The organism is Staphylococcus sp. 231237_7MaSpsaltlick (genome assembly GCF_043107035.1).
In genome coordinates, this window is record NZ_JBICNX010000004.1 from 36,174 (window position 1) to 59,202 (window position 23,029).

Here is a 23,029-nt window from a genome sequence, read left to right on the forward strand (position 1 = left end):
CCTTCCTAAGTAATTTTTAAATCATTAATATCAATTTCTTCTTCAGTTTCTTCTAGTAAATTATTTGTTTCATCGATGGGTCTTTTTAATATAGTAAGAACTAATGCAGTTACGATTACATTAGCTAATACAGCTAATACAAATGTAAATGGTTGTGACATTGTAGGTAATACTAAAAATCCACCGAATGGTACTTGTGCATTTCCACCTAAAATCATAGAAATTGCTCCACCAACTGCTCCACCAACTCCAGTTGCCACTACACTTCGAATAATATCATTTAAAGCAATTGGTAAAACACCTTCAACAATTTCAATAAGCCCCATTGGAAAAGCAGTTTTCAATGTCTCAATTTCTACTTCTTTATATATTTTCTTTTTACATAATTTAGCGACCCAATAAGCAAGGACAAAACCTAATGGAGTAGCAGTGTTAACAACAATTAGTGCAGTTATAGGTTCGTGGATACCTTGTGCCTGTAAGGTTAAAACAAAGGCAAATACGGTTTTGTTTATTGGTCCACCAAAATCGATACTAGCTAACACACCTATTAACACGCCATAAAATAATTTGGATGTACCATTTAATGATTGTAAATATTCTGTTAACCAATGTGTAAACGCTCCGATAGGAATGCCGATGATATAAACCATAATCAATCCACCTAATAGTGAAGCGATAAATGGAATAACCAGCATAGGCATTAAACCTTTTGCCCAACTAGGTAATTTCACAAATCTAATAATTAGTAATACGAGGTATCCAGTTAGAAATCCACCAATGATACCGCCAATAAAGTCAGCCCCAACCGCTGTTGACGTCAATCCTATAATTACCCCCGGTGCAATACCGGGTTTATCAGCAATCGAATAAGATATTCCAGTAGCAATAATTACGGGCAGTAATTTTAATCCTAAACCCCCGATAACTGCTAGTACATCCCAAAATGAATACCCTGATTTAGTTAAATTAGTAGAACTGTCACCTCCGAATGCCATCCCGATAGCAATTAGAAATCCAGCACCACAAACTACTGGAATTAGATAGGATATGGCTGTTAATAAATGTGTTTTGAATTTTAAATTATTAAAAATTGATTTCACAACTCTCATCCCCTTTAAGATGTAAGTATCTTTATTATCTCCTCTTTTTTTTGAGCATTTAATAGCTTGGAGTTAATTTCATCGTTTCCTAGTTTCCTAGCTATTTGAGATAATAGTTTTAAATGATCTTTCGAGTTTTCAGTACCTACAGCAATTAAGAATATAATTTGCACACCATCGTTATCTAATGACTCCCATTCCACTTTTTTATTCAATGTTGCTATAGCAACCCCCGGTTTTTGGACACTTTCACTTTTACCATGAGGTATTGCTAATAAATTACCAATCCCGGTTACTCCTTCTTTTTCTCTGTTATAAACATCATTTAAGAAATTATCTATATCATTAATGTACTGCTCTTTTTTAAATGATGTTGCTAAATTTTTTAATGTTTCCTCTTTATTAGTATAATTTGATTTTGGAAAAATAATTTTTTCATCTAATATATTTACTAGTTCCAAAATTTTCACCTCCTAACTTTTACTTGTATTAATTTCTTCTAATTTTTCAAGTAACTTATTTGGGGACTTTATAGCTAAATCTGTTGGTACTTCAATAATTTTCTTTCCATCGAAACGATTGCTATTTGATATCTTTACATCAATTGCTAGTAATACAATATCTGCATTGTTTATTGTTTCCTCAGATAATTCATTTTCTATGCCGATTGTTCCTTGAGTTTCAATTTGAATAGAATGCCCTTTCTTTTTAGCAGCTTGTGCTATTTTTTCAGCTGCAATATACGTGTGGGCAATACCCACTGTACATGCACAAACACTTACAATGTTCATATGGATTACTCCTTTGTAATTAAATTTTGAATATAATCTTCATTTGCTAAACACTTCATAAAATTTCTTATTGTATTTTTATCATTTTCGTTCGCATTTATAGGCATTAAAACTAATATGATTAAATTTACTTTCTTTTTTTGCCATATTATTGGTGTAGACATATTTCTCACTAATATAATTCGTGTTTTATTAACGTAATGTTGCCTTATATGTGGTAATAGTACATTTGGATATATTTCTACACTGCCCATAGCATCTCTTATAGTAATATCATCTAACATGGAATTTTGTTTGTTAATAATCTTCATTTCTATAAGTTTTTTTTCTATATCAGTTAATAAAGTATGGTAATTTATTAAATTCGTAGTTATATTAATTATTATTTCATTCATAATTAGCACCTAATTTGGGAATAAGCATTTTTATTTTTTCTTGATCATTTTTATTAAACATGGCACTTACCACAACGACTGGAACTTGGTTGAAATCTTTTATAGTGACAGTAGAAATAATTAAATCAATATTGTTAACAAGTTTACTATTGATTGTATCTGAGGATACAACATCTATTATTTCGATTTCAGGTATATTTTTTTCAATTTTTACCCGTAATAGCTCTGAGGTTCCGATGCCAGTTGTACAAGTGATAAGCGTTTTTACTTTTTTAGGATTACGTTCTATTTCTCGAGCAAAATAAAGTGTTAGAAAACCTATTTCATCTTCTGAAAGTTTATTAATTAATAATTTTGAAAAGTATGAAGTTTGAAAAAAGACTTCTGAATATTCGAACTTTATTTGATCCAAAAGAGAATTTTTTATAAGAATATTATTTTCTAATCGATTGAACATAGGTCTTATATGTTTCATTAAATCAATACGAAACTTAGCATTGGAAAAACTACAATCAAATTTCTTTTCCATTGGAATGATCAAATTGTCGGTGAAATTTATAATTTCGTTTGAAAACTCATATTCATTGTTATTATTTGATGGTTGATCATGTTCTAATCGATAAGAAATTAGATATTTGTATAAGTAATCTATTTCCACGTTAGGCAATTTCGAAGATAAATATATTTCGAAATTTTTTATAATGAGATTGCAAACTCTATAAAAACTTTTATTCAAATTCTTATCAATGAATTTCATGCTTTCTCGATTTTGCTTAACATATTTACCATGTTTTCTTAACCGTAAAATTAGAATATATAAATGAGAAAAAATATTGATGTTATATGGATAAGGAATGTTAATATTAAGGGTTTTTTCTATAGTATTAATTTGCTTATAGACAAAATTTTTATCTTTTTCTTCCGTGTTATTAGGAATTCCTGAAGATTTTTCTATATTTAAATACAAAGTGTCCATTTTTTGTATTAGCGCGCTTCTGATATTATTTTCTGTGCCTAAAATTACTAATGTTCGGTCTTTGCGAATTAGTTTAAGATGAAGATTTTTAATATTTTCGGTAATGTACTTTTCGTCAATCGATAACATACTTTCACTAATATAAAATTTATTAATAATATGATTAACAGAAAGTGGATCTGGAGAGTTTATAAGCAAATCCTTTATAATTTCATTTCTTCTTTCTAAAGGAGACATTGATGTTTTTGCTTTCTTAGAAATAATATTTGTTTCAAATTCCAAATTGTTAAAATCTGGATCAATGAAAAAGCCTTTTCCTTTTTCTGAATGTATTTTTTTATTATCTGTAGCACTGTTAATTTCATTTATTAAACGATAAACACTTTTAGAAGATATTGATAATAATTCTGCTAACACAGCTGCTTTAGTATAACCGGAATGATTTTGCAAAAAATTTATTATAGTATTCTTTTTATCCTCCTTATTCAAAATTGTTCCCTCCTCCATAAATTTAGTATATACGAGTTTTTTGTAAGCGCTTAATTCAAAACTGTCCAATACAATGGACAGTTTTTTAAAAGTGACTTTAAATCAGTATAAGCTTTCAATTATAAATATTAACAATAATAGTTAAATGAATTGACAATGTTTAAATTATAAAACATATTCCAAATTAAAATGATGTAATATTGACAATTTAAAAATAATATGGTTATATTTTTGTGCTTTCACATATATATTTTCATTTCACATATATGAAATGAGGAGGGGGATGGTGAGTATAGTTAAATCTGCAAAGCGTGTATTTGATGTTTTAGAGTTATTGAAGGATGCATCGCTACCGTTGAGTGAGAAGGAAATTGGTGATGCCTTAAATATTCCACCAAGTAGTTTGTTTAATTTACTTAAAACAATGTTGGATTCTAAATATATTAGAAAGGATTATCAAAATAAATATTTATTAGGGCATAAGTTGATTAATTTGGGCAATAGAGCTCGAGAAGATTTGGATTTATATAATGAAAGTTTAACTTATATTAAAAATCTAAATGACAAAATAAATGAAACAATTTTTCTTGCTTATCCTCAATACAATGAAATGATCTACCTAACTAAGATTGATAGTAATAGGTCTATTAGAACGACTGCACAACCTGGAACGAATAAACCAATATATTCCACAGGATTGGGCAAAGCTTGTTTATCCATGTATGACAGCAATTTATTAGATGAAATGTTTGAGCATATTAAATTTGAAGCAATCACACCCAAAACTGTAGGTAATTATGCTGAGCTTAAAAAGCAGTTAGCGATGTTTAAAGCACAAGGTTATGCCATTGATGATGAGGAAAATGAGATGGGATTATATTGCATCGCGGCACCAATATTGAATGATGCGCAGCAAGTTGTTGGTGCAATAAGTTGTGCTGGACCTAAGGAAAGAATTATTGAAAATAAAAATATCCCAGGACTTATTAAGCAAAATGCTTATTTTATTTCTAAGGCAATGGGTTTAACGAGAAATGGAGTGAATATATATTGACTGTAATTTCATATGGAGAAGTCATGGGTGTATTTTCAATTAATGATGGTAAGTTCGTATATCAAGATCGTGCACAATTTGATATTGCAGGTGCGGAAGTTAATACAATGATTGGTTTAGCTAAATTAGGTTTATCTTCACAGTTTATTACTGCTGTAGGTAATGATGCGATAGGGGATGCTATACTATATCAGTTGAATGGCGAAGCTGTAGGAACGCATTTTCTAACAACACTAAACAATTTTTCCACTGGACTCATGACTAAAGAAAGAGGCGTATCCAATACGATTCGTGTAGATTATTTTAGACAGAACAGTGCAGTGAATCATTATGATATTAAGCCTTTTTTTAAAGATATTTTTGAAAGCGCAACCATTTTGTATATTACCGGTATTACACCGGCATTAAGTGAATTAACTTACAACACTACTTTAGACTTAATTAAAGAAGCGAAAACTAGAGGATTAACAGTGATTTTTGATCCGAATTATCGAAAAAAATTATGGACTCAAGATGAATTTAAGTGCTTTTATAACAAAATTGCCCAAGATGTAGATATTTTACTAACCGGTAGCAGTGAAGCACAGATTCTATTTGGAAATAAAGCGAATGAAACGATTGCGAAGGAACTTAATCATAAATTGTTAGTTATTAAAGATGGTTCAAACGGTGCCTTTTTTGCAAATCATAAAGCGCAGTGCTTTAAATCGGCATATCATGTTCAGGAAATTGATTCGGTAGGTGCGGGTGACGCTTTTGCTGCTGGATTAATATATGGTCTTGAAAAATATGGATTGGAAAACTTAGCGCAAATGTCTCAATATGCGCTAGCTATGGGCGCATTGGCTACAACGGCTTATGGAGATTTTTATGGGTTACCAACGCTAAATGAATTAGAAAAATTTATAAATCATCAACTAAGTGATGTGGAAAGGTAGTGCATTATATGAACATTGATGTAATAAAGGAACACAAAATCATATCAATCATTAGAGGATATGATACTGAAGATACGTTGAAAATAGTAGAACAATTATATAAAGCGGGGATTAAGCTAGTTGAAGTCACGTTGAATTCTCCGGAGGCATTGAAATCTATTAGCGATTTAAATGAAATTTATGGAGAAGCAATGTATGTAGGCGCAGGTACTGTATTAAATGCAGAAGATTGTCAACAAGCCATAAATGCAGGAGCAAAATTTATTATTTCGCCAGATACGAATAAAGAAGTAATAACATGTACGAAAAATAATCATATCATTTCCATTCCAGGTGCATTAACACCTTCTGAAATTACGTTTGCCATGAATACCGGTGCAGATATAGTGAAAGTATTTCCAATATCTGAAATGGGACCAGGCTATATCAAAGATATTTTAGCGCCATTAAATGAGGCTGATTTGTTACCGACGGGTGGAATTAATTTAGAAAATATCAAGCAATACATTGATGTAGGTGCAATTGGTGTCGGTGTCAGTAGTGCGATTGTAAAAAGTAATCTAGAAATTAATAGAACAACATTGAATGAAATCAAATTGAAAGCGGAGAAGTTACTTGAAAAGCTAAACTAGGAGGCTATTAATATGAAAATTAAAAGTTATGAATTGTATCAGGTACCACCGAGATGGTTGTTTTTAAAAATTACAACAGATTGTGGTATTTCTGGTTGGGGTGAGCCAGTTATTGAAGGTAAAGCCGCGACTGTGAAAGCAGCAGTGACTGAATTAATGGACCAAATTATTGGTAAAGATCCGAGTAATATTGAAGGATTATGGAATCAAATGTATCGTTCTTCATTTTATAGAGGTGGTCCAATATTGATGAGTGCAATTGCTGGTATTGATCAGGCGCTTTGGGATATTAAAGGAAAGCATCTTAATGCACCAGTGCATCAATTATTAGGTGGTAAAGCACGTGAAAATATCAAAGTCTATTCATGGATTGGTGGAGATAGACCTACAGATGTTGCGATAGAAGCTCAAAAAGTTGCAGATAAAGGATTCACAGCAATTAAAATGAATGCTACAGAAGAATTACAATATATTGATGATTTTAGGAAAGTTCAAGATGTTGTTGAACGTGTAAGTGCGATTCGAACGAAAATGGGCGATGACTTTGGTATAGGTATTGATTTTCATGGTCGCGTACACAAACCTATGGCGAAAATTTTGTTTAAAGAATTAGAACCGCTCCATCCATTATTTATTGAAGAGCCTGTGTTACCAGAACATAATGATAGTTTGAAACATTTATCAAACTTTTCGACACCAATTGCAACTGGGGAAAGAATGTATTCACGTTATGATTATAAATCATTATTAGCTGAAGGTTATGTAGATATTATTCAACCTGATTTGTCTCATGCGGGTGGTATTACGGAATGTAAAAAGATTATATCTATGGCAGAAGCTTATGATGTTGCAGCGGCACCACATTGCCCACTGGGACCAATTGCTCTAGCTGCTTGCTTGCAAGTAGATGCAACTTGTCACAATGCAATTATACAAGAGCAAAGTTTAGGTATTCATTATAACAAAGGAAATGATTTATTGGATTATGTGAAAGATAGAAGTATTTTTGAATATGAAAATGGTTTTGTGAAAATACCTGACGGACCTGGTTTAGGCATTGAAATTGATGAAGACTATGTTAAGGAAAAAGCAAAAGAAAGTCATAATTGGAAAAATCCAGTATGGAAACATAAGGATGGCTCTATTGCCGAATGGTAAAGGGGCGTAAGGGGGATAAATATGAGCTTAGTTGGCGTTATATTTAGTGTAGTTATCAGTGTCGCCATTCTCTTAATTTTAATTATAGTATTAAAGTTAAATACATTTGTTTCATTAATTATTACATCAATCATTGCTGGTTTATTTTTAAACATACCAATGGAAAAAATAATGGGAAGTATTGAAAGTGGAATAGGAAGTACACTTGGTCATATTGCTTTAATATTTGGTCTTGGGGCAATGTTAGGTAAATTACTTTCTGATGGTGGTGGTGCGAATAGAATTGCAGAAACACTGATTTCGAAATTTGGAGAAAAATATACACAATGGGCAATCATCATTGCTTCGTTTATTGTGGGTATAGCCTTATTTTTAGAAGTTGGTTTAGTATTGCTTATACCATTAGTATTTACGATTGCCAAAAAACTTAAGGTATCACAATTAAAAATTGGAATTCCGATGATGGCGGCGCTTTCCGTAACACATGGCTTTTTACCGCCACATCCCGGACCCACAGTTATAGCGAAAGAGTTACATGCCAATATTGGAGAAGTACTAATGTATGGCATCATCATTGCGATACCTGTAGCGATTATATCTGGACCTTTATTTTTAAAAGTGGCAGAAAAAATTGCACCCTCTGCATTTCGAAAAGAAGGGGATATTTCGGAATTAGGCTCTCAAAAGCAGTTTTCCGAAAATGAAATGCCGAGTTTTGGTTTAAGTGTTTTTACAGCATTATTACCTGTGATATTAATGTTATTATCTACGATTTTACAATTAATAACAGGTCACGAAGATGGTAAGGGTATGAATTATATTGAGAACTTTGTGTATTTTATAGGTACAGCAGGAACAGCTATGGTGATTTCAGTTATATTTGCTATATTTTCTATGGGATTATGGAGAGGAAAACGAATTGGAGAAACCATGGAGTCTGTCACAAACTCGATTTATCCAATTGGCATGATGCTACTTATTATTGGTGGCGGTGGTGCATTTAAACAAATTCTAATAGACGGTGGCGTAGGCGATACGATTAAAGAGAGTTTTACAAATACAGCTATGTCTCCGTTACTGTTTGCTTGGATTATAGCTGCAGTACTGCGTATTGCATTGGGATCTGCAACGGTAGCAGGTATCTCGACGACGGCAATTATATTACCTATTGTACAGAATTCGGACACGAATGTTGCACTTGCTGTCCTGGCAATAGGCGCTGGAAGTCTAATCTTTTCTCATGTTAATGATGCGGCGTTCTGGATGTTTAAAGAATATTTTGGTCTGACTATTAAAGAAACATTTTTAACGTGGTCGCTTTTAGAAACCATTTTGTCAGTTTCAGGAATTATATTTATTTTATTTATAAGTTTGTTTGTATAGTAGTAATATGACAAAATTTAAGAGAAAAATTCAAGAAGCAGAGTGCTGTTTATAGTACTCTGCTTTTTTATTATGCCACAGGATTACCTTACGCTAAATCAGTTAATTTATTAATTACAGTGACCATATCGTCATTGATAACTAGATTAGCATCATGATCGTATGGTGTAGCATCTCGGTTAATGATAATAAGGTTATCGCCTTCGAAATTAGAGAGGAGGCCAGCAGCAGGTTGAACTACGAGTGATGATCCAAGTACAACTAATGTATCTGCGGACTTGATTTTATGTAGTGCATTGAATATAGTACCTTGATTGAGTATTTCTCCATAAAGTACGATGTCTGGTCTGATTGGCTCACCGCATGTTTCACAAGCACGTAAATTTTTGGTGATAACATCATTTTTTGAATATTTATGATTGCAATGCGTACAGTAAAAGCGATTGAGTGTACCATGTAATTCGTCAACATGTGTGCTGCCAGCATCAGCATGTAGTCCGTCTATATTTTGAGTGATGACGCCTAATGAACGTTTATCTTGTTCTAATTGAGCGATCCATTGATGAACGCTATTCGGTTTTTTGTCAGCAAATAGTAGATATTGATGACAAAAATTAATAAATCCAGAAGGGTCGCTTTTTAAATAATCATCACTTAGTAAATATTCTGGAGAGAATCCGTTTTTCGAAATTTCATCATACAGTCCTCCAACCGAACGGAAATCAGGAATGCCACTAGCAACTGATATACCTGCTCCAGTGAAAAAAACGATTTTGTTTGATGAATCAATCATATCTTTCAACTGTTTAATACTACTTTCCATATTTATCACTCCAGTTAGTTTTAAATCTATAAAAGTATAATGCTTTAGAATAATTTTAAAATTTTGTAGTACTTTTAGCAAATGTGCACAATAGATTAATGACTTTATATGGGATAGTTTGAGGTAATTTTTTCTAACATACATTATACTTAGTTTAAATGTAAGGAATCGAGGTTAGACTATTGAAGAAATTATGGATTACTATTTTAACTACTCTGTTAGTTGTTGCTTTAGGAATTGTATTATTGGTTACTTTTACGCATAAGAAACAGGATTCGCAAGCTACAAGGGGTTCAAAATTTGCGAACAAGCAAGTACCAACTTTGTTTTTACATGGCTATGCGGGCAGTGTTAATTCTGAAAAATATATGGTTCAAAGAGCTAAAGCACAAGGGGTTTCTAAAAACATTATCACTGCGACTGTTTCAAGAGACGGTGATGATGTAGTATTAAGAGGGAAGCTTTCAAAAAAGGCAAAAAATCCAATTGTACAAGTACAATTTGAAGACAATAAGCAAGGGGATTATGCTAAAAATGCACAGTGGCTCAAAAACGTATTAGTAAAACTACAACACAAATATCATTTCCAACATTTTAACTTCGTTGGACACTCTATGGGAAATATGACCTTATCACAATATATGTTAACCTATGGAAATGACAAATCGTTGCCGAAATTAGATAAGCAAGTGAATATCGCAGGTCCATTTAATGGTGTCTTGAATATGAATGAACAAGTAAATGAAATTAGTGTTGATTCAAATGGCAAACCGAGTCGAATGAACCCGCCTTATCAAGAATTTCGTAAGCTCAAACAGGTTTATAAAGGTAAAAATATAGAAGTGCTGAATATCTATGGTGACTTAGAAGACGGTACGCACTCTGACGGTAGTGTTTCTATTAGTTCAGCGAAGTCACTGAAGTATTTACTAGGCGATAGTCCTAAATCATATAAAGAAAAACAATTTGATGGTGACGATGCACAACACAGTCAATTACATGAGAATAGTGAAGTTGCAGATGATTTAATTCAATTCTTGTGGGGAAAATAGAACATCGTTTTGTTTATGATATATACAAATTAAGTAGGAATAACTGACACATTACAATAGCCCATCAATGAGCTTTGAAACTCATTGATGGGCCTTTTAATATAATAAAGTGTTAACATTCATCTTCGCCTTCGTATTTATTGAAATCAAGAGGCATTGGAGTTGCGAAACCTAACATAATGAAGTCTTCATCACTGGTATTAACCATGCCATGCGCATCGCCAGGAAATGAAACGAAAATATCTCCAGCCTTGATAGGCATTTCTTTAAAGTGGTTAGTGATAAATGTCCCTTCACCTTGAAGTACTATCCAAACGTCGTCGGCATTTTTATGTGTATGGCATGGAAGAGATTGGCCTGGTTTCAAGCACCACATGGCTCCTGCTGATATTTGTGATTGATAGAATGTCGTCTTTTTTGCTGCTTCTTCTGAAAATGATGGGAGGTCTTTAATGTTAAAAAAACGATTTTTAGTATTAATCATGGTGTCACTCCTGTCAGTTCACAATATAATCTGGTAATGCTCCAGTAAGTTGTTTTACGACGTTAGTTGCTGCAATATTAGCCATCATATCTCGGGCTTCGAATGTAGCATTGCCAATGTGTGGCGTTATAACTACATTTGTCATAGACTTAAGTGCATCTGTAATTTGTGGTTCAAATTCAAATACATCTAATGCAGCACCTTCGATGAGTTTGTCTTCAAGTGCTTTAACAAGGTCTGCTTCGCAAACAATTGGACCTCGAGATGCATTGATTAAATAAGATGTTGGTTTCATTTTTTGCAGTGCTTGATAATCAATCATATGGTGCAATTGATCATTATAGGCACAATTGATAGTTACAAAGTCAGAACATGTCAGTAGTTCATCTAGTTCGACGTGTTGTGCGTTTAATTTGGCTTCTTTTTCTGGGTAACGTGTAGGCCCTGAGTATAAGATATCCATATCAAAGCCTTTAGCACGTCTGGCAACAGCAGTACCGATTTCACCTAAACCAATGATTCCAATTGTCTTGCCTGAGACTTCACGACCTCTGAAAAATAATGGTGACCATCCATTAAATCCAGTAGTACGACACAGTTGATCTCCTTCAGGAATACGTCTAGCAACAGCAAGTAATATACCCATAGTCAAATCTGCAGTAGCATTTGTTGAAGCAATAGGTGTATTAGTAACATTAATATCACGTTTACGTGCAGCCTTAATATCTATATTGTTAAAACCAGCACCATAGTTTGCAATGATTTTTAAATTTGGAGCAGCATCCATCACATTTGCACCGACATTCGTTGATAGTAAAGTGATTAAGGCATCGACATCTTGTACTTTTTCGATAAGTTCTGATTCTGAAATCAAGGTATCTCCAGTATACATTTCTACATCAAAATGTGCCTTAAGTTGATTAAGACCAGTTTCAGGAATAGCACCTGCTATAAAAACTTTAGTCATAAACTTCGTCTCCTTTTTATTGTGAAATTATTCACATATTATAGTTTTAGTTTATCATCTATATTTTGTATAGGTATGCCAAAATTGCTAAAGTATGGTATGTATTTTGTGCGAAAGTGACAATAAAATAAACCGCGTTATACAAGGTTTAATTATCTAAATAGTAGGTGCGTTTCTTAAAAATATAGTTATACATATTATTTTAATGAAAATAAATAATCATACATATAACTGAGTATATATTTTTAAACAACCATAAAGCGTGTTATAAATTAAAGCATTTCATTCGCATTTTGTAACTCAATGAGTTTGTTGAATATAAAAAGCCAGGAGCTTTTTGCAAAGTCCCAGCTTGTATTGATATTAATCTAATTAAAGGTAACGTGATGGTTTGATGGTCAAACATTATTTGTGATTTGATATAGGGAGTTCTAAACGTATTTTCCAATTTATTTGTGCATACATTTCATTTAGAACAACATTTGATCGCTACCAAATGTATCACCTAAAGCCTGTTGTGCAAGTACATTCAAGTAGTTCCAAGGACGATCAAAATCAGGTTGGAAGAAGAAATCAACATAGGCAAGTTGTTCAAGTGTCCATCCGGCGTTGATTGCAACAGAGGGCGTGTTGATGGATTCTGCTAAGTCTTCTTTAGACATGATTTGTGCTCCGAGTATACGATGTGAATCTTGGTCAAAAATAATTTTCATGTGTACTGTAGTATCATCTTGCATAAATTTAGGTCGAACTAATTCTTCAACATATTTTGCGCCTAATCTACCTTTATAATTGTCTGATTCAAATCCATGAATGCCAGTTTGGCCAAATTTGTAATCAAATAGTGATAAACCTGATGTGCCTGAAACTTTTGGCATTTTCAATGCTTTACCTGACATATTTTTAGCAGCAACAACACCTTGTCTACGTGAATTTGTTGCTAAAGCAATATATCGTTGCTCGTCTACGGGAGCATAAGGAATCATTGTTGCATCGCCGCCAGCATAGACATCTTTGGCGGATGTTTGTAGATAATCATTAACCTCAATAATGCCTTTTGTACCTAAATCAAGTTTACCATCTAGCCATTCAGTTGCAGGGACAACGCCTACTGCAAAGACTACGGTATCTGCTTCATATGTGTCTTTATCTGTTACGACTTCAGTTAAATCGCCTTCATTATTTGCCTTTAATGATTTAACTGTTTCGCCACCATGAAATTCTAAACCATGAGTACGTGCATTTTGTTCTAATATATCTGTAAATTCTTTATCTAGATAAGTGCTGAGTATACGATTATTTACGTCAATGATTTTAGTATCAATACCTGCTTTAGTAAACGCTTCTGCAGCTTCAATTCCAATATATCCACCACCGACTATAATTGCTTTCTTAGCTGTATTCAAACGATTTTTAATGGCGTCTGCCCATCCACGACCACGCATATAGTAGACATGGTTAGTATTGTCTATACCCTCTACTGGAGGTGCGACAGGTTTACCACCTGGACTTAGGAATAATTTATCATAAGAAACATTAGTTTCTTCACCGTTTTCATTCACGGTTATTGATTTAGTGCTAGTGTCTAAGTCTACAACATCACTATTGATATGGACATGGATGCCTTGTTTTTGATAGGACTCAGTATTTGCATAATGCAATGAATCAAGTGATGGTGAAACGCCTTCTAAATAACTTTGTACACCGCATGATAGGAATGAAGGTTTGTCGCCTTTCTCATATAAATGAATTTCAGCATCATTATCTTCTTTTAACAAAGTTTGTATTACTTCAAAACCTGCATGTGAAGATCCAACTACAACATATTTCATTATTATTGCCTCCTTGATATATGGAAAACGTTATATAACGTTTTAATGAAGTTATTATTTAACTTGCGTAATATATATACCACTGAGATTAAATATTAATCTAAACAATTTTGTGAACAATTATATAGTTAATGTTTTTAAAAATGCTTACAATGTTAATTGACATGTGAAAAGACTTATATTTTACCTAGTAAATACTATGCTTATCGTAAGAATTGGCTAGGTGATATGATATCTTAAATTTGAAAATTTTATGAAAACTTGATATATCAGTAAAAAATTACTAAAACCTCTTTTATTTTAGATAGATTTTTTGTAATATAGCACCTATGAATTTTTGTGAGTGAGTATCACATATAGTTAAAAGGGAGGGGAACAGTAATGAAAAATAATAATTTAATCTTTATTATCTTTATGATTGGTACATTTACAGTAGGGATGGCAGAATATGTTGTTACGGGATTGTTAACACAAATCGCCAATGATATGCATGTTTCAATATCTAATGCAGGTTTGCTCATTAGTGTATATGCAATAAGTGTAGCGATTATTGGCCCTTTTATGAGAATTGCAACGATTAATTATTCTGCAAAAAAGCTATTACCAATTTTAGTTGGGATCTTTATTGTTAGTAATATTATAGGAATGCTGGCACCGAACTTTTATGTATTACTGCTTTCAAGATTATTATCTGCAGCAATGCATGCACCATTTTTCGGTGTTTGTATGAGTGTTGCAGCAACAATTGCGCCACCTGCTAAGAAAACGCAAGCTATTGCATTAGTTCAAGCAGGATTAACAATTGCAGTAATGATTGGCGTACCTTTTGGTTCATTTTTAGGTAGCTTTACAAATTGGAGAACTGTATTTGGCATTATGGTTCTCTTGGCAGTGATCACATTTATAGGTGTCCTAAAATTCACTCCAAATGTAAGTTTAAGTACGGAAGCCAATTTAAAGGATGAATTAACAGTCTTTAAGAATAAACATATTCTGATTATTATAGCGATTATTGTTTTTGGATTTTCAGGTGTGTTTACGTCTTATACATTTATGGAGCCAATGATTCATGAATTTGCGCCATTTAAGACGGTCGGCTTAACAGTATGTCTATTTATGTTTGGACTAGGCGGTGTTATTGGGAATTTAACAACTGGTAATATCCCACAAAGAAAGTTAACACAATATTTATTCTATACGTTCTTGTTATTGTTTATTACGATTGTACTATTTGTAACGGTATTACATGTAACAGTATTAGCGTTTATCATTTGCTTTATGTTCGGCTTTGGTACATTTGGAACTACACCATTGCTTAATAGTATGATTATTTTAAATGCACATGAAGCACCATTATTAGCAAGTACATTGGCTGCTTCCGTATTTAACTTGGCTAACTTTATAGGTGCCATATTAGGTTCTTTATTATTGAATATCGGCTTGCCATATATTGAAATTACATTTGTTTCAGCAGGTATTATTCTGTTGGGAATCGTATTGAATTTTGTTAATTTCATATATGAACGCAAAGTGGTACGTGGACAATAAGGTTATAAAACCGTGATTATTGACTTTTTATAAAAGTAATGAATTTGGAAAAAATAAAAATGATTTGTTGTAGTTTTCATATAAGGATATGTCATTATATGTGAAACACTTGAGGGAGTTAAGTGAGTCCGAGATTTAGATGCGACTCAAGCACGCTTGATTAGTAAAAAATGATATCATCTATTTATAAAAAGAGGCCACCCGTAAAGATAGATCAATCTTGGCGGGTGGCCTAACTATATGCTGTCGATGCGTGTAGTGATTTAAAGTTGATTCCTTTCTAATTGATGGATTTGATGTGTCAGCATTTGATTGATAGGTGTTGGTACATCAAATTCCTGTCCGTATTTAGCAATTTGTCCATTCAAGAAATCAATTTCTGTCGGTCTACCATTATTTAAATCTTGGTACATGGATGGGTAATGCAACCCTTGTTCAGAAGCTGGATACATTGCTGTAATCGTATTTAATAATGTGTCGGCTTCAATTTCTATGTTTTTGGCGTGTGCTACAGTAACAATTTCATCTATGATTAATGAGACCATCTCGTTTACTTTGGAATACGCACCAAACTCCCCAATGCGTTGATTTAATATGGTACAGAGTGGGTTCAGTACACAATTAACTGTGACCTTTGTCCAAATGGCTTCAAAGACATTGTTGCTAATAGTCGCGTTTAAATTTGCAGTATTTAAAATTTGTGCAATTGTTTCACTAATCTCATTGTTTACACCATTAGCGCATTGGAAATTAATAGAACCTGTACCCTCCAATAATAAATGACCAGGTCCTTTCAGCCCTGCAGACCACATAGTTACTGCTAGATAAATTTGATGCAGTGGGACAATTTTTGATAAACGTTCTTCGTGGCCTAAACCGTTCATCATACTCAATATTGCTGTATTCTCATGAATAGCACCACCATTTTTTAACTGTGTTAACATCGATTCAGATTGCATCGATTTTGTTAATAAAATAATGAGATCATATGTATCAGCAACATCTTTGGATAAGATAGCAGGGATTGATACAGTATATGTATCTGTTTCAGTCTGAATTTTCATGCCACCATTATTGATATTTTGCACATGAGCTTCCCAATCATCAATAAGCGTCACATTATACCCTGCTTGATGTAAAGCAACTCCAATTCTACCACCCATGGCACCTGCGCCAGCTACTGCAATTTTATACATAATTAAGCCCCCTCGATTAATCAAAATTAAATTTCAGAAAAGTTAGATAGTTGTACAAAATAATAATATTATAGTGAAAGATATTTTTGAAGTGATTGATATAGAAAATACTGTCAGTTCCAAATGGCTATTTTCAATTAAATTAAAATAGCAAATTTCAATTTTAAAAAAGTTTCACATGAAACTTATATTTTTTAATAAATTGAGCGGTGTCTCATCGGTAGTTAAATAGAGAATAAAGCATTTTGTATTGAACGACAAAGAAATAAAAAACAATTAGATATTGTGCTACTTTTTGTATATAATTATATATAAATAAGTTTAATATTAGGAAAAGGGGATTATATTATGAAATTTAAATATGTAGCGATTGCTGCAATAACATCTGCTATTATGCTTTCTGCATGTGATATCAATATTAATACAGGTGGCGATGACTCTAATAAATCAAGTTCAGAGTCAAAAAGTAATGATAGTCAAAAAAATAATGATCAACAAAGTAATGACAATCAATCAAATTCTAATAACTCACAAAATAGTAATCAAAGTAATAGTTCGCAAAGTGATCAACAAAATGCTACAGCACAAAACCACAACGATACTTATGTAACACGTGATAATGTTATTGATATTGTCGAATCATATGAAGGTGAATATTTAGATACAGATAACTATACATATAAAGAACCTGAAAAGCGTGGTAACGGAGAGTGGGGATTCTCGTTTACTGATAAAGACGGCGATTTAGCTGGTTCATATATTATCGACAAAGATGGCTATGTTACGAAATATGATGAAAATGGTAACGAAGAGTAATTTAAATATTATTATTTTATTTAAATGAGTTTAGTAAATAATGCTAGACTCATTTTTTATTGTATTATGTAAGAAACTTTGTGCAGTCGAACAATTTGACACTAAGATGGAAAAGTAATAAGTTGTACTTGTAATTGAAATTAATACATGTTTAAAGTGAGGGATAGCATGAAGATATTATTGACGGGAGCAACGGGTAACTTAGGCACGTATATCACAGAACAAGCACTTGAGTCAGAGGTGCCGGACTTTAACATTGGTGTGCGAAATATTGATAAGGTGCCGGAGCCATGGAAAAGTGAACTATCAGTTAGACAATTAGATTATTTCAATGTAGATAGTATGATTGAAGCATTCCAAGATATAGACCTAGTAGTATTTATTCCAAGTATTATTCATCCATCATTTAAAAGATTACCAGAAGTTGAAAACTTAGTAACAGCAGCTAAAACAGCACAAGTTTCACATATACTGTTTGTCGGTTATTACGCCGATCAACACAATAACCCATTTCATATGAGTCCATACTTTGGCTACGCTGAAAGATTGCTCGCTTCAAGTGGCATTCCTTACACTTATGTGCGCAATGCAATGTACATGGATCCACTTGTTCCATATCTATCAGAGTTAAAGGAACTAGGCAAGTTGATTTACCCGGTAGGTAATGGAAAAATTAATTATATTTCTAGAGCAGATATTGCAAAAGGTATCGTTGCAATACTTAAAGATCCAACATTTTTAGGTTCCAGATATTTACTTTCAGGTTATAGTTATTCAATGGAACAACTAGCAGAAATTTTAACAAATGTAAGTGGAACAGAAATTATTTATGAACCGGTATCTTTAGAAACTTTCGGTGAAATGTATGATGAACCGAAAGGATTTGGTCCTTTACTTGCTTCAATGTATCAAGCAGGAGCAATGGGGTTGCTTAATCAACAATCGACAGATATTGAACAGCTAACAGGTGATAAACCAGAAACTTTCGAAAGTTATTTATCAAGAAATTATAAAGAATAGTTGAAGCGGAGCACTTATAGTTAAATAGCGAATTATACAAGCGTACGTTAGTAATTTGCGTACGCTTTTAGTTATGGTGAATTTTTCTAGAAAACACGATATATTATTTACTTAATATTTTTAAAATTCTTAAAATATACCTTTAAGTAATATTTATCTTTTTGTATAATATGCTTATCAAACAATAGGAGAATTTTAATGGATAATTCACAGAATCAAGTTATTAGTTGCTATAAAGCGTATTGGACGCGCTTTTTAGATGTTAATGGTCGTTCAACTCGTCCAGAATTTTGGCATCCGTTTTGGATTAATTTTGTAATATCTGCACTACTAGGTATTGTTTCGGGTGGTTTATTAAGTAGTATTTTTGCAATAGCGATTATTATTCCTACATTTACGGTAATGGCGAGACGTCTACATGATACGAATCGTACTATGCTTCTTGCAGTAGTGTTTGAAATTAGTGGACTCATTACAACGATAGCTGCAGTTGTATTTATCGTAGCAGTTGTTGCAGCGGCTAGTTCTGGTAGTGGAAGCGTAATTGGAGCATCCTTAATGGCAGGCGCATTTGGTACTGCAGTTGCAGGTATTATCACGATTTACACATTGGTTGTATTGATTGCGCCAGGAAACAAAGGACCTAATAATTACGGTGATGGTGGTAGTTGCGAAGTACCTACAGAAGTACAAACAAATTAATATTGATTAATAAAGATGGGACATGGCGATGCATGTTCCATCTTTAATTTTAAAATATCCATAAACCTAATGGAATTGTAATTAACAGTGTTAATACAACACGTAAGAACCAAATTACGACTAATTTCCATATCGGTATTTTTATTTCAGTAGCCATAATACATGGTACTAAAGCTGAGAAGAAGATAATTGCTGATACGCTGACAACGCCTACGATGAATTTTGTACTTAGTGCAGCTTTAGCTACGAGCAATGATGGCAAGAACATTTCGATAATAGATATTGCTGAAGCTTTAGCGAGTAGTGCTTGATCTGGCGTTGGGAATATATAGATAAATGGATAGAATATATAACTTAGCCAATCAATCACTGGTGTAAAGTTTGCCAGTATTAATCCTAGGAATCCAATTGATAAAATAGAAGGCAAGATTGCAATCGTCATTTCTAATCCGTCTCGTAAGTTATCCCAAACATTTTTAGCTAACGAAGGTGTCGCAGCATTTTTCTTCAATGCTTCTGCATAAGCAGTTTTCAAACGGCTACCCACAATTTCTACCTCTGGTTCGCCTTCTTGACCGTTATAATATTCCGTTGATTCATTGACAATAGGTGGTAACCAGGCAGTAATGGCAGTTACTATGAATGTGATAACTAATGTTCCCCAGAAATATAAATTCCAATGTGGCATTAAACCTAATGTATTTGCCACAATAATCATAAATGTGGCAGAAACAGTTGAGAATCCAGTGGCAATGATTGTCGCTTCTCTTTTATTATATAAGCCTTCTTTATATACTCGATTCGTAATTAATAATCCAAGAGAGTAACTTCCTACAAATGAAGCTACGGCATCTACTGCTGACTTTCCTGGTGTTTTAAAAATAGGACGCATCACTGGTTCCATGAACACACCGACAAATTCTAGCAATCCATAACTCACAAGTAATGAGAGTGCTATAGCACCAACAGGAATTAGCACGCTTAATGGCATCATGAGTTGTTCAAATAGAAACGGACCGTAATCCTTTTTGAATAATAATGCTGGACCAAAATGAAAAACGTACATCACACCAATGATAGCGCCAAGGACTTTAAATACGACAATAACAAAATCGGCAAATGAATTCTTATAACTTTTCCTAATTAATGGTAAGATAGCACCAGCCAAAATCATAATTAAAGCAATATATGGCATGAGCCCACCAAATAATGCACGAATCGCTAAATGGACATGGTCTACAATAATAGAACTCGTCCCAGCAATCTCAATTGGTACGAAAAAACATAAAATCCCAATAAAACTAAAAACAAAAAATCTCCATGCGTTGTTACTTTGTGACTGAACATACCCCTTATTCATAATCTCACCCCAAAGTTTGAATTAAGATATCTAATTGAGCGTTATTAAAGTACTTGTGTACCATCCCCTATACATAAGTCTTTTAACAAACTCAAAGTATAAAATATTATGAAGATAACTTATTACTAATTATTTTATAGGGGTAAAATGTAAACAACCAATATAAATAAGTTAATTGTTTATAGTTTCAAACTATAATTATTGTTTATAGAAGGTAAAAATTAAAAGATACATAACACAAAAAAGCTAGTGATGAAGATTTTCACCACTAGCTTAATTTATTTATATCTTAAAATTTATCTTTTAAATCTTTCGCTTTGTCAGAAGCTTGGTCTTTTAATTGTTCTTTTTTCTCATCGTCATTTTTAATTTCTTCGGCTTTATCTTTCGCTTGATCTTTGAATTCATCAAATTTACTCATTATAAATGCCTCCTTTAAAAGTTATATTTATGTGATTCCACTTTTAAGAGAAGTTAAACATAATTATCAAAAGATATATTTAATTTAGAAAACCTATTTAGAAAAATAACAACTTAAATCTCAAAATTCATAATCAGTGGGTATAGGTGGTAGTTTTCTTTTCGAGAATCGGAACAAAAGGTTCGCCATATAGAGATGACAAATGTCATATGCAATTTATGACAAAAGGGACTAATATATCATCATCTTTCTTGATAAAGTTAAGTCGAATTAAGAAAGGGTGATTACACATGATTTGTGTTGAGAGTATATCTAAGCGTTTTGGTAAGAGAGAAGTGTTGAAAGATATCACGCTCACTATTGAGCAAGGTATCTGTACAGCATTTATTGGTAAGAATGGTGCAGGAAAATCTACGCTAATAGATATAATTATTGGAAATAAACAGTTAGATACTGGAGAAATAGTAGATGAAGATAATTTATTAAATTCACAGCGTATGGCGATACTTTTCCAGAAAACACAGTTTCCAAAAATGTTAAAGGTGAGAGAATTGTTTGAGTTACACCAGTCTTTTTATAAACAAGTTATTTCAATTGAGCGATTTCAAGAAATAACGCAATTTGATGAAGGTCAATTAGAACAAATGGCTGATAGTTTATCTGGAGGACAAAAGCGCATTTTAGATTTTGCTTTAACTTTAGTCGGGAGACCTGAGTTTTTGATTATGGATGAACCAACTACTGCAATGGATATAGAAACTCGGGAGCATTTTTGGCAAATAATTGCTGATTTAAAACGTAAAGGTATGACTATTTTATACACTTCACATTATATAGAAGAAGTAGAAAGAATGGCAGATCACGTGATATTACTAGATGAAGGTGTTATTCAAATTAGCGATACGCCTGAAAATATAAGAACAAATGGTAGTCGTTCAGTAATAAACATTCCGAAATATTATCATAAGATAATAGAAAGTATTGATAATGATTGTAAAGTTTTAGAAAAGGGTCATTATTATAAAATTGAAACAAATGATGTAGGTAAAATTGTTGATGATTTAATTCGACTTAATGTAAACCTAAATGAAATTGAAATTCATAAATCGTCATTGTTGGATATTATGTTTAATAACAAGGATGGAGTAGTTAAGATATGATGTTAGCGTACTTGCAAACTGAAATAAAAGTATTGTTTCGTAAAAAGCTGTATTTATTTATATCGATATTTTTGCCGGTAGTATTCTATTTATTATTCACCTCATTGTTAGATTTACCATCAGCAGCTGCACAGAAATTTTATAAAGAGTATATGTATAGTATGACTGTATTTAGTTTAATGAGCTTTTGTTTAATGTCATTTCCTTTAGATATGATAGAAGAGAGAACAAGTGGTTGGTTTAGACATTTAATGTCGACACCTTTAACAGCTACTAAATATTTTACAGTTAAAATATTTAGAGCGATGATTCAATTTGCATTAGCAATTATTGTTATTTTTACGATAGGACACTTTTATAAAAATGTTACTATGGATTTACAAAGTTGGCTATTCTCAGGTTTAATATTATGGCTTGGTGCAAGTCTATTTTTAACTTTTGGTTTAGTTATTGCACAATTTAAAGATGCTCAAAAGGCCAGTAGTTTTGCGAATATACTTAATTTAAGTTTAGCAATAATAGGTGGTTTGTGGTTCCCAGTGAATACTTTTCCAGAATGGTTACAAAATATTTCAACTAAAACTCCGACATATCATTTGAAATTAATTGCCTATGATTTAGGTAAGGGCGAAGGTGTTAACCTAGAATCTTTCGGTGTTTTAATTATCTATAGTATAATTTTTCTAGGTATAGCATTATATATAAATAAAAAAAGAGATGTGGAATAAC

The 23,029-nt window shown here is 32.6% G+C and carries 23 protein-coding genes and 1 pseudogene; 12 read left to right on the forward strand and 12 right to left on the reverse strand.

Features of this window, described 5'->3' with window-relative positions; translation table 11 throughout:
• Window positions 1-5: 5 nt before the first annotated feature.
• Genes ACF91D_RS08730 through ACF91D_RS08750 form a run of 5 tightly spaced genes read right to left on the reverse strand, consistent with a single transcriptional unit; the run spans window position 6 to window position 3,754 of the window.
• Window positions 6-1,103 carry a PTS fructose transporter subunit IIC gene (locus tag ACF91D_RS08730; RefSeq protein WP_220452780.1) on the reverse strand — a complete coding sequence of 366 codons (1,098 nt, stop codon included), beginning with the start codon at window positions 1,101-1,103 and terminating at the stop codon, window positions 6-8.
• A 14-nt stretch (window positions 1,104-1,117) separates the two neighbouring features.
• On the reverse strand, window positions 1,118-1,564 hold the full coding sequence (locus tag ACF91D_RS08735) for a PTS sugar transporter subunit IIA (RefSeq protein WP_107527960.1): 447 nt from the start codon (window positions 1,562-1,564) through the stop codon (window positions 1,118-1,120).
• 12 nt (window positions 1,565-1,576) lie between these two features.
• Window positions 1,577-1,894: a PTS fructose transporter subunit IIB gene (locus tag ACF91D_RS08740; RefSeq protein WP_107527961.1), complete on the reverse strand. Its 318-nt coding sequence runs from the start codon at window positions 1,892-1,894 to the stop codon at window positions 1,577-1,579.
• A 5-nt stretch (window positions 1,895-1,899) separates the two neighbouring features.
• Window positions 1,900-2,289 carry a PTS sugar transporter subunit IIA gene (locus ACF91D_RS08745; protein ID WP_107527962.1) on the reverse strand — a complete coding sequence of 130 codons (390 nt, stop codon included), beginning with the start codon at window positions 2,287-2,289 and terminating at the stop codon, window positions 1,900-1,902.
• A complete protein-coding gene (locus ACF91D_RS08750; protein WP_158262829.1) occupies window positions 2,282-3,754 on the reverse strand; it encodes a BglG family transcription antiterminator in 1,473 nt (490 codons plus the stop codon). The genes ACF91D_RS08745 and ACF91D_RS08750 overlap by 8 nt, the downstream gene beginning before the upstream one ends.
• A 286-nt stretch (window positions 3,755-4,040) precedes the next feature.
• On the opposite strand from ACF91D_RS08750, the gene ACF91D_RS08755 reads away from it, so the two are divergent.
• The 5 genes from ACF91D_RS08755 to ACF91D_RS08775 are packed head-to-tail and all read left to right on the forward strand — an operon-like array spanning window position 4,041 to window position 8,919.
• Complete coding sequence (locus tag ACF91D_RS08755) at window positions 4,041-4,808, forward strand: IclR family transcriptional regulator (protein ID WP_232161430.1); 768 nt, start codon at window positions 4,041-4,043, stop codon at window positions 4,806-4,808.
• Window positions 4,805-5,746 (forward strand): sugar kinase, encoded by a 942-nt coding sequence (locus ACF91D_RS08760; RefSeq protein WP_107527147.1) that lies wholly within the window; start codon window positions 4,805-4,807, stop codon window positions 5,744-5,746. The genes ACF91D_RS08755 and ACF91D_RS08760 overlap by 4 nt, the downstream gene beginning before the upstream one ends.
• Before the next feature lie 8 nt (window positions 5,747-5,754).
• The gene (locus ACF91D_RS08765; RefSeq protein ID WP_107527148.1) at window positions 5,755-6,378 is read left to right on the forward strand and encodes a bifunctional 4-hydroxy-2-oxoglutarate aldolase/2-dehydro-3-deoxy-phosphogluconate aldolase; all 624 of its coding nucleotides are present in this window, start codon (window positions 5,755-5,757) and stop codon (window positions 6,376-6,378) included.
• A gap of 12 nt (window positions 6,379-6,390) precedes the next feature.
• Window positions 6,391-7,536 (forward strand): galactonate dehydratase, encoded by a 1,146-nt coding sequence (gene dgoD / locus ACF91D_RS08770; protein WP_107590121.1) that lies wholly within the window; start codon window positions 6,391-6,393, stop codon window positions 7,534-7,536.
• Window positions 7,537-7,557: 21 nt separating this feature from the next.
• Window positions 7,558-8,919: a gluconate:H+ symporter gene (locus ACF91D_RS08775; RefSeq protein ID WP_107590122.1), complete on the forward strand. Its 1,362-nt coding sequence runs from the start codon at window positions 7,558-7,560 to the stop codon at window positions 8,917-8,919.
• A gap of 88 nt (window positions 8,920-9,007) precedes the next feature.
• On the opposite strand, the gene ACF91D_RS08780 is transcribed toward ACF91D_RS08775, so the two are convergent.
• Entirely contained in the window at window positions 9,008-9,742 is a 735-nt protein-coding gene (locus ACF91D_RS08780) for an NAD-dependent protein deacylase (protein ID WP_107590123.1), read from the reverse strand.
• 182 nt (window positions 9,743-9,924) lie between these two features.
• Here ACF91D_RS08780 and ACF91D_RS08785 point away from each other — a divergent pair, with 182 nt between their 5' ends.
• Window positions 9,925-10,794, forward strand: a complete 870-nt coding sequence (locus tag ACF91D_RS08785; RefSeq protein ID WP_107590124.1) for an alpha/beta hydrolase — start codon at window positions 9,925-9,927, stop codon at window positions 10,792-10,794.
• A 112-nt stretch (window positions 10,795-10,906) separates the two neighbouring features.
• Here the strand turns inward: ACF91D_RS08785 and ACF91D_RS08790 are convergent, their stop codons facing one another.
• From ACF91D_RS08790 to ACF91D_RS08800, 3 genes are all read right to left on the reverse strand, one after another.
• On the reverse strand, window positions 10,907-11,278 hold the full coding sequence (locus tag ACF91D_RS08790; RefSeq protein WP_107527153.1) for a cupin domain-containing protein: 372 nt from the start codon (window positions 11,276-11,278) through the stop codon (window positions 10,907-10,909).
• A 13-nt stretch (window positions 11,279-11,291) separates the two neighbouring features.
• The gene (locus ACF91D_RS08795) at window positions 11,292-12,245 is read right to left on the reverse strand and encodes an NAD(P)-dependent oxidoreductase (RefSeq protein WP_107590125.1); all 954 of its coding nucleotides are present in this window, start codon (window positions 12,243-12,245) and stop codon (window positions 11,292-11,294) included.
• Between the two features lie 470 nt (window positions 12,246-12,715).
• Window positions 12,716-14,077, reverse strand: coding sequence for an FAD-dependent oxidoreductase (locus ACF91D_RS08800; protein WP_107590126.1), 1,362 nt, complete (start codon window positions 14,075-14,077; stop codon window positions 12,716-12,718).
• Between the two features lie 381 nt (window positions 14,078-14,458).
• Between ACF91D_RS08800 and ACF91D_RS08805 the strand changes: the two genes are divergently transcribed.
• Complete coding sequence (locus tag ACF91D_RS08805; RefSeq protein WP_107590127.1) at window positions 14,459-15,625, forward strand: MFS transporter; 1,167 nt, start codon at window positions 14,459-14,461, stop codon at window positions 15,623-15,625.
• 263 nt (window positions 15,626-15,888) lie between these two features.
• Here the strand turns inward: ACF91D_RS08805 and ACF91D_RS08810 are convergent, their stop codons facing one another.
• On the reverse strand, window positions 15,889-16,821 hold the full coding sequence (locus ACF91D_RS08810) for a ketopantoate reductase family protein (RefSeq protein ID WP_107590128.1): 933 nt from the start codon (window positions 16,819-16,821) through the stop codon (window positions 15,889-15,891).
• 603 nt (window positions 16,822-17,424) lie between these two features.
• On the opposite strand from ACF91D_RS08810, the pseudogene ACF91D_RS08815 reads away from it, so the two are divergent.
• The 3 genes and pseudogenes from ACF91D_RS08815 to ACF91D_RS08825 form a co-directional block, all read left to right on the forward strand.
• Window positions 17,425-17,637 (forward strand): annotated as a pseudogene (locus tag ACF91D_RS08815) (hypothetical protein); the annotation flags it as partial.
• Between the two features lie 168 nt (window positions 17,638-17,805).
• Complete coding sequence (locus ACF91D_RS08820) at window positions 17,806-18,657, forward strand: SDR family oxidoreductase (protein WP_107590129.1); 852 nt, start codon at window positions 17,806-17,808, stop codon at window positions 18,655-18,657.
• A 198-nt stretch (window positions 18,658-18,855) separates the two neighbouring features.
• The gene (locus ACF91D_RS08825; protein WP_107527159.1) at window positions 18,856-19,359 is read left to right on the forward strand and encodes a DUF805 domain-containing protein; all 504 of its coding nucleotides are present in this window, start codon (window positions 18,856-18,858) and stop codon (window positions 19,357-19,359) included.
• A gap of 49 nt (window positions 19,360-19,408) precedes the next feature.
• On the opposite strand, the gene ACF91D_RS08830 is transcribed toward ACF91D_RS08825, so the two are convergent.
• The gene (locus tag ACF91D_RS08830; RefSeq protein ID WP_107512741.1) at window positions 19,409-20,719 is read right to left on the reverse strand and encodes a YjiH family protein; all 1,311 of its coding nucleotides are present in this window, start codon (window positions 20,717-20,719) and stop codon (window positions 19,409-19,411) included.
• Between the two features lie 289 nt (window positions 20,720-21,008).
• The gene (locus ACF91D_RS08835; RefSeq protein WP_257044044.1) at window positions 21,009-21,140 is read right to left on the reverse strand and encodes a hypothetical protein; all 132 of its coding nucleotides are present in this window, start codon (window positions 21,138-21,140) and stop codon (window positions 21,009-21,011) included.
• A gap of 290 nt (window positions 21,141-21,430) precedes the next feature.
• Between ACF91D_RS08835 and ACF91D_RS08840 the strand changes: the two genes are divergently transcribed.
• Together ACF91D_RS08840 and ACF91D_RS08845 are read left to right on the forward strand one after the other, a co-directional pair.
• Window positions 21,431-22,300, forward strand: coding sequence for an ABC transporter ATP-binding protein (locus ACF91D_RS08840; RefSeq protein ID WP_107590130.1), 870 nt, complete (start codon window positions 21,431-21,433; stop codon window positions 22,298-22,300).
• Window positions 22,297-23,028, forward strand: a complete 732-nt coding sequence (locus tag ACF91D_RS08845; protein ID WP_107590131.1) for an ABC transporter permease — start codon at window positions 22,297-22,299, stop codon at window positions 23,026-23,028. Before ACF91D_RS08840 ends, ACF91D_RS08845 begins: the two co-directional genes overlap by 4 nt.
• Window position 23,029 lies beyond the last annotated feature (1 nt).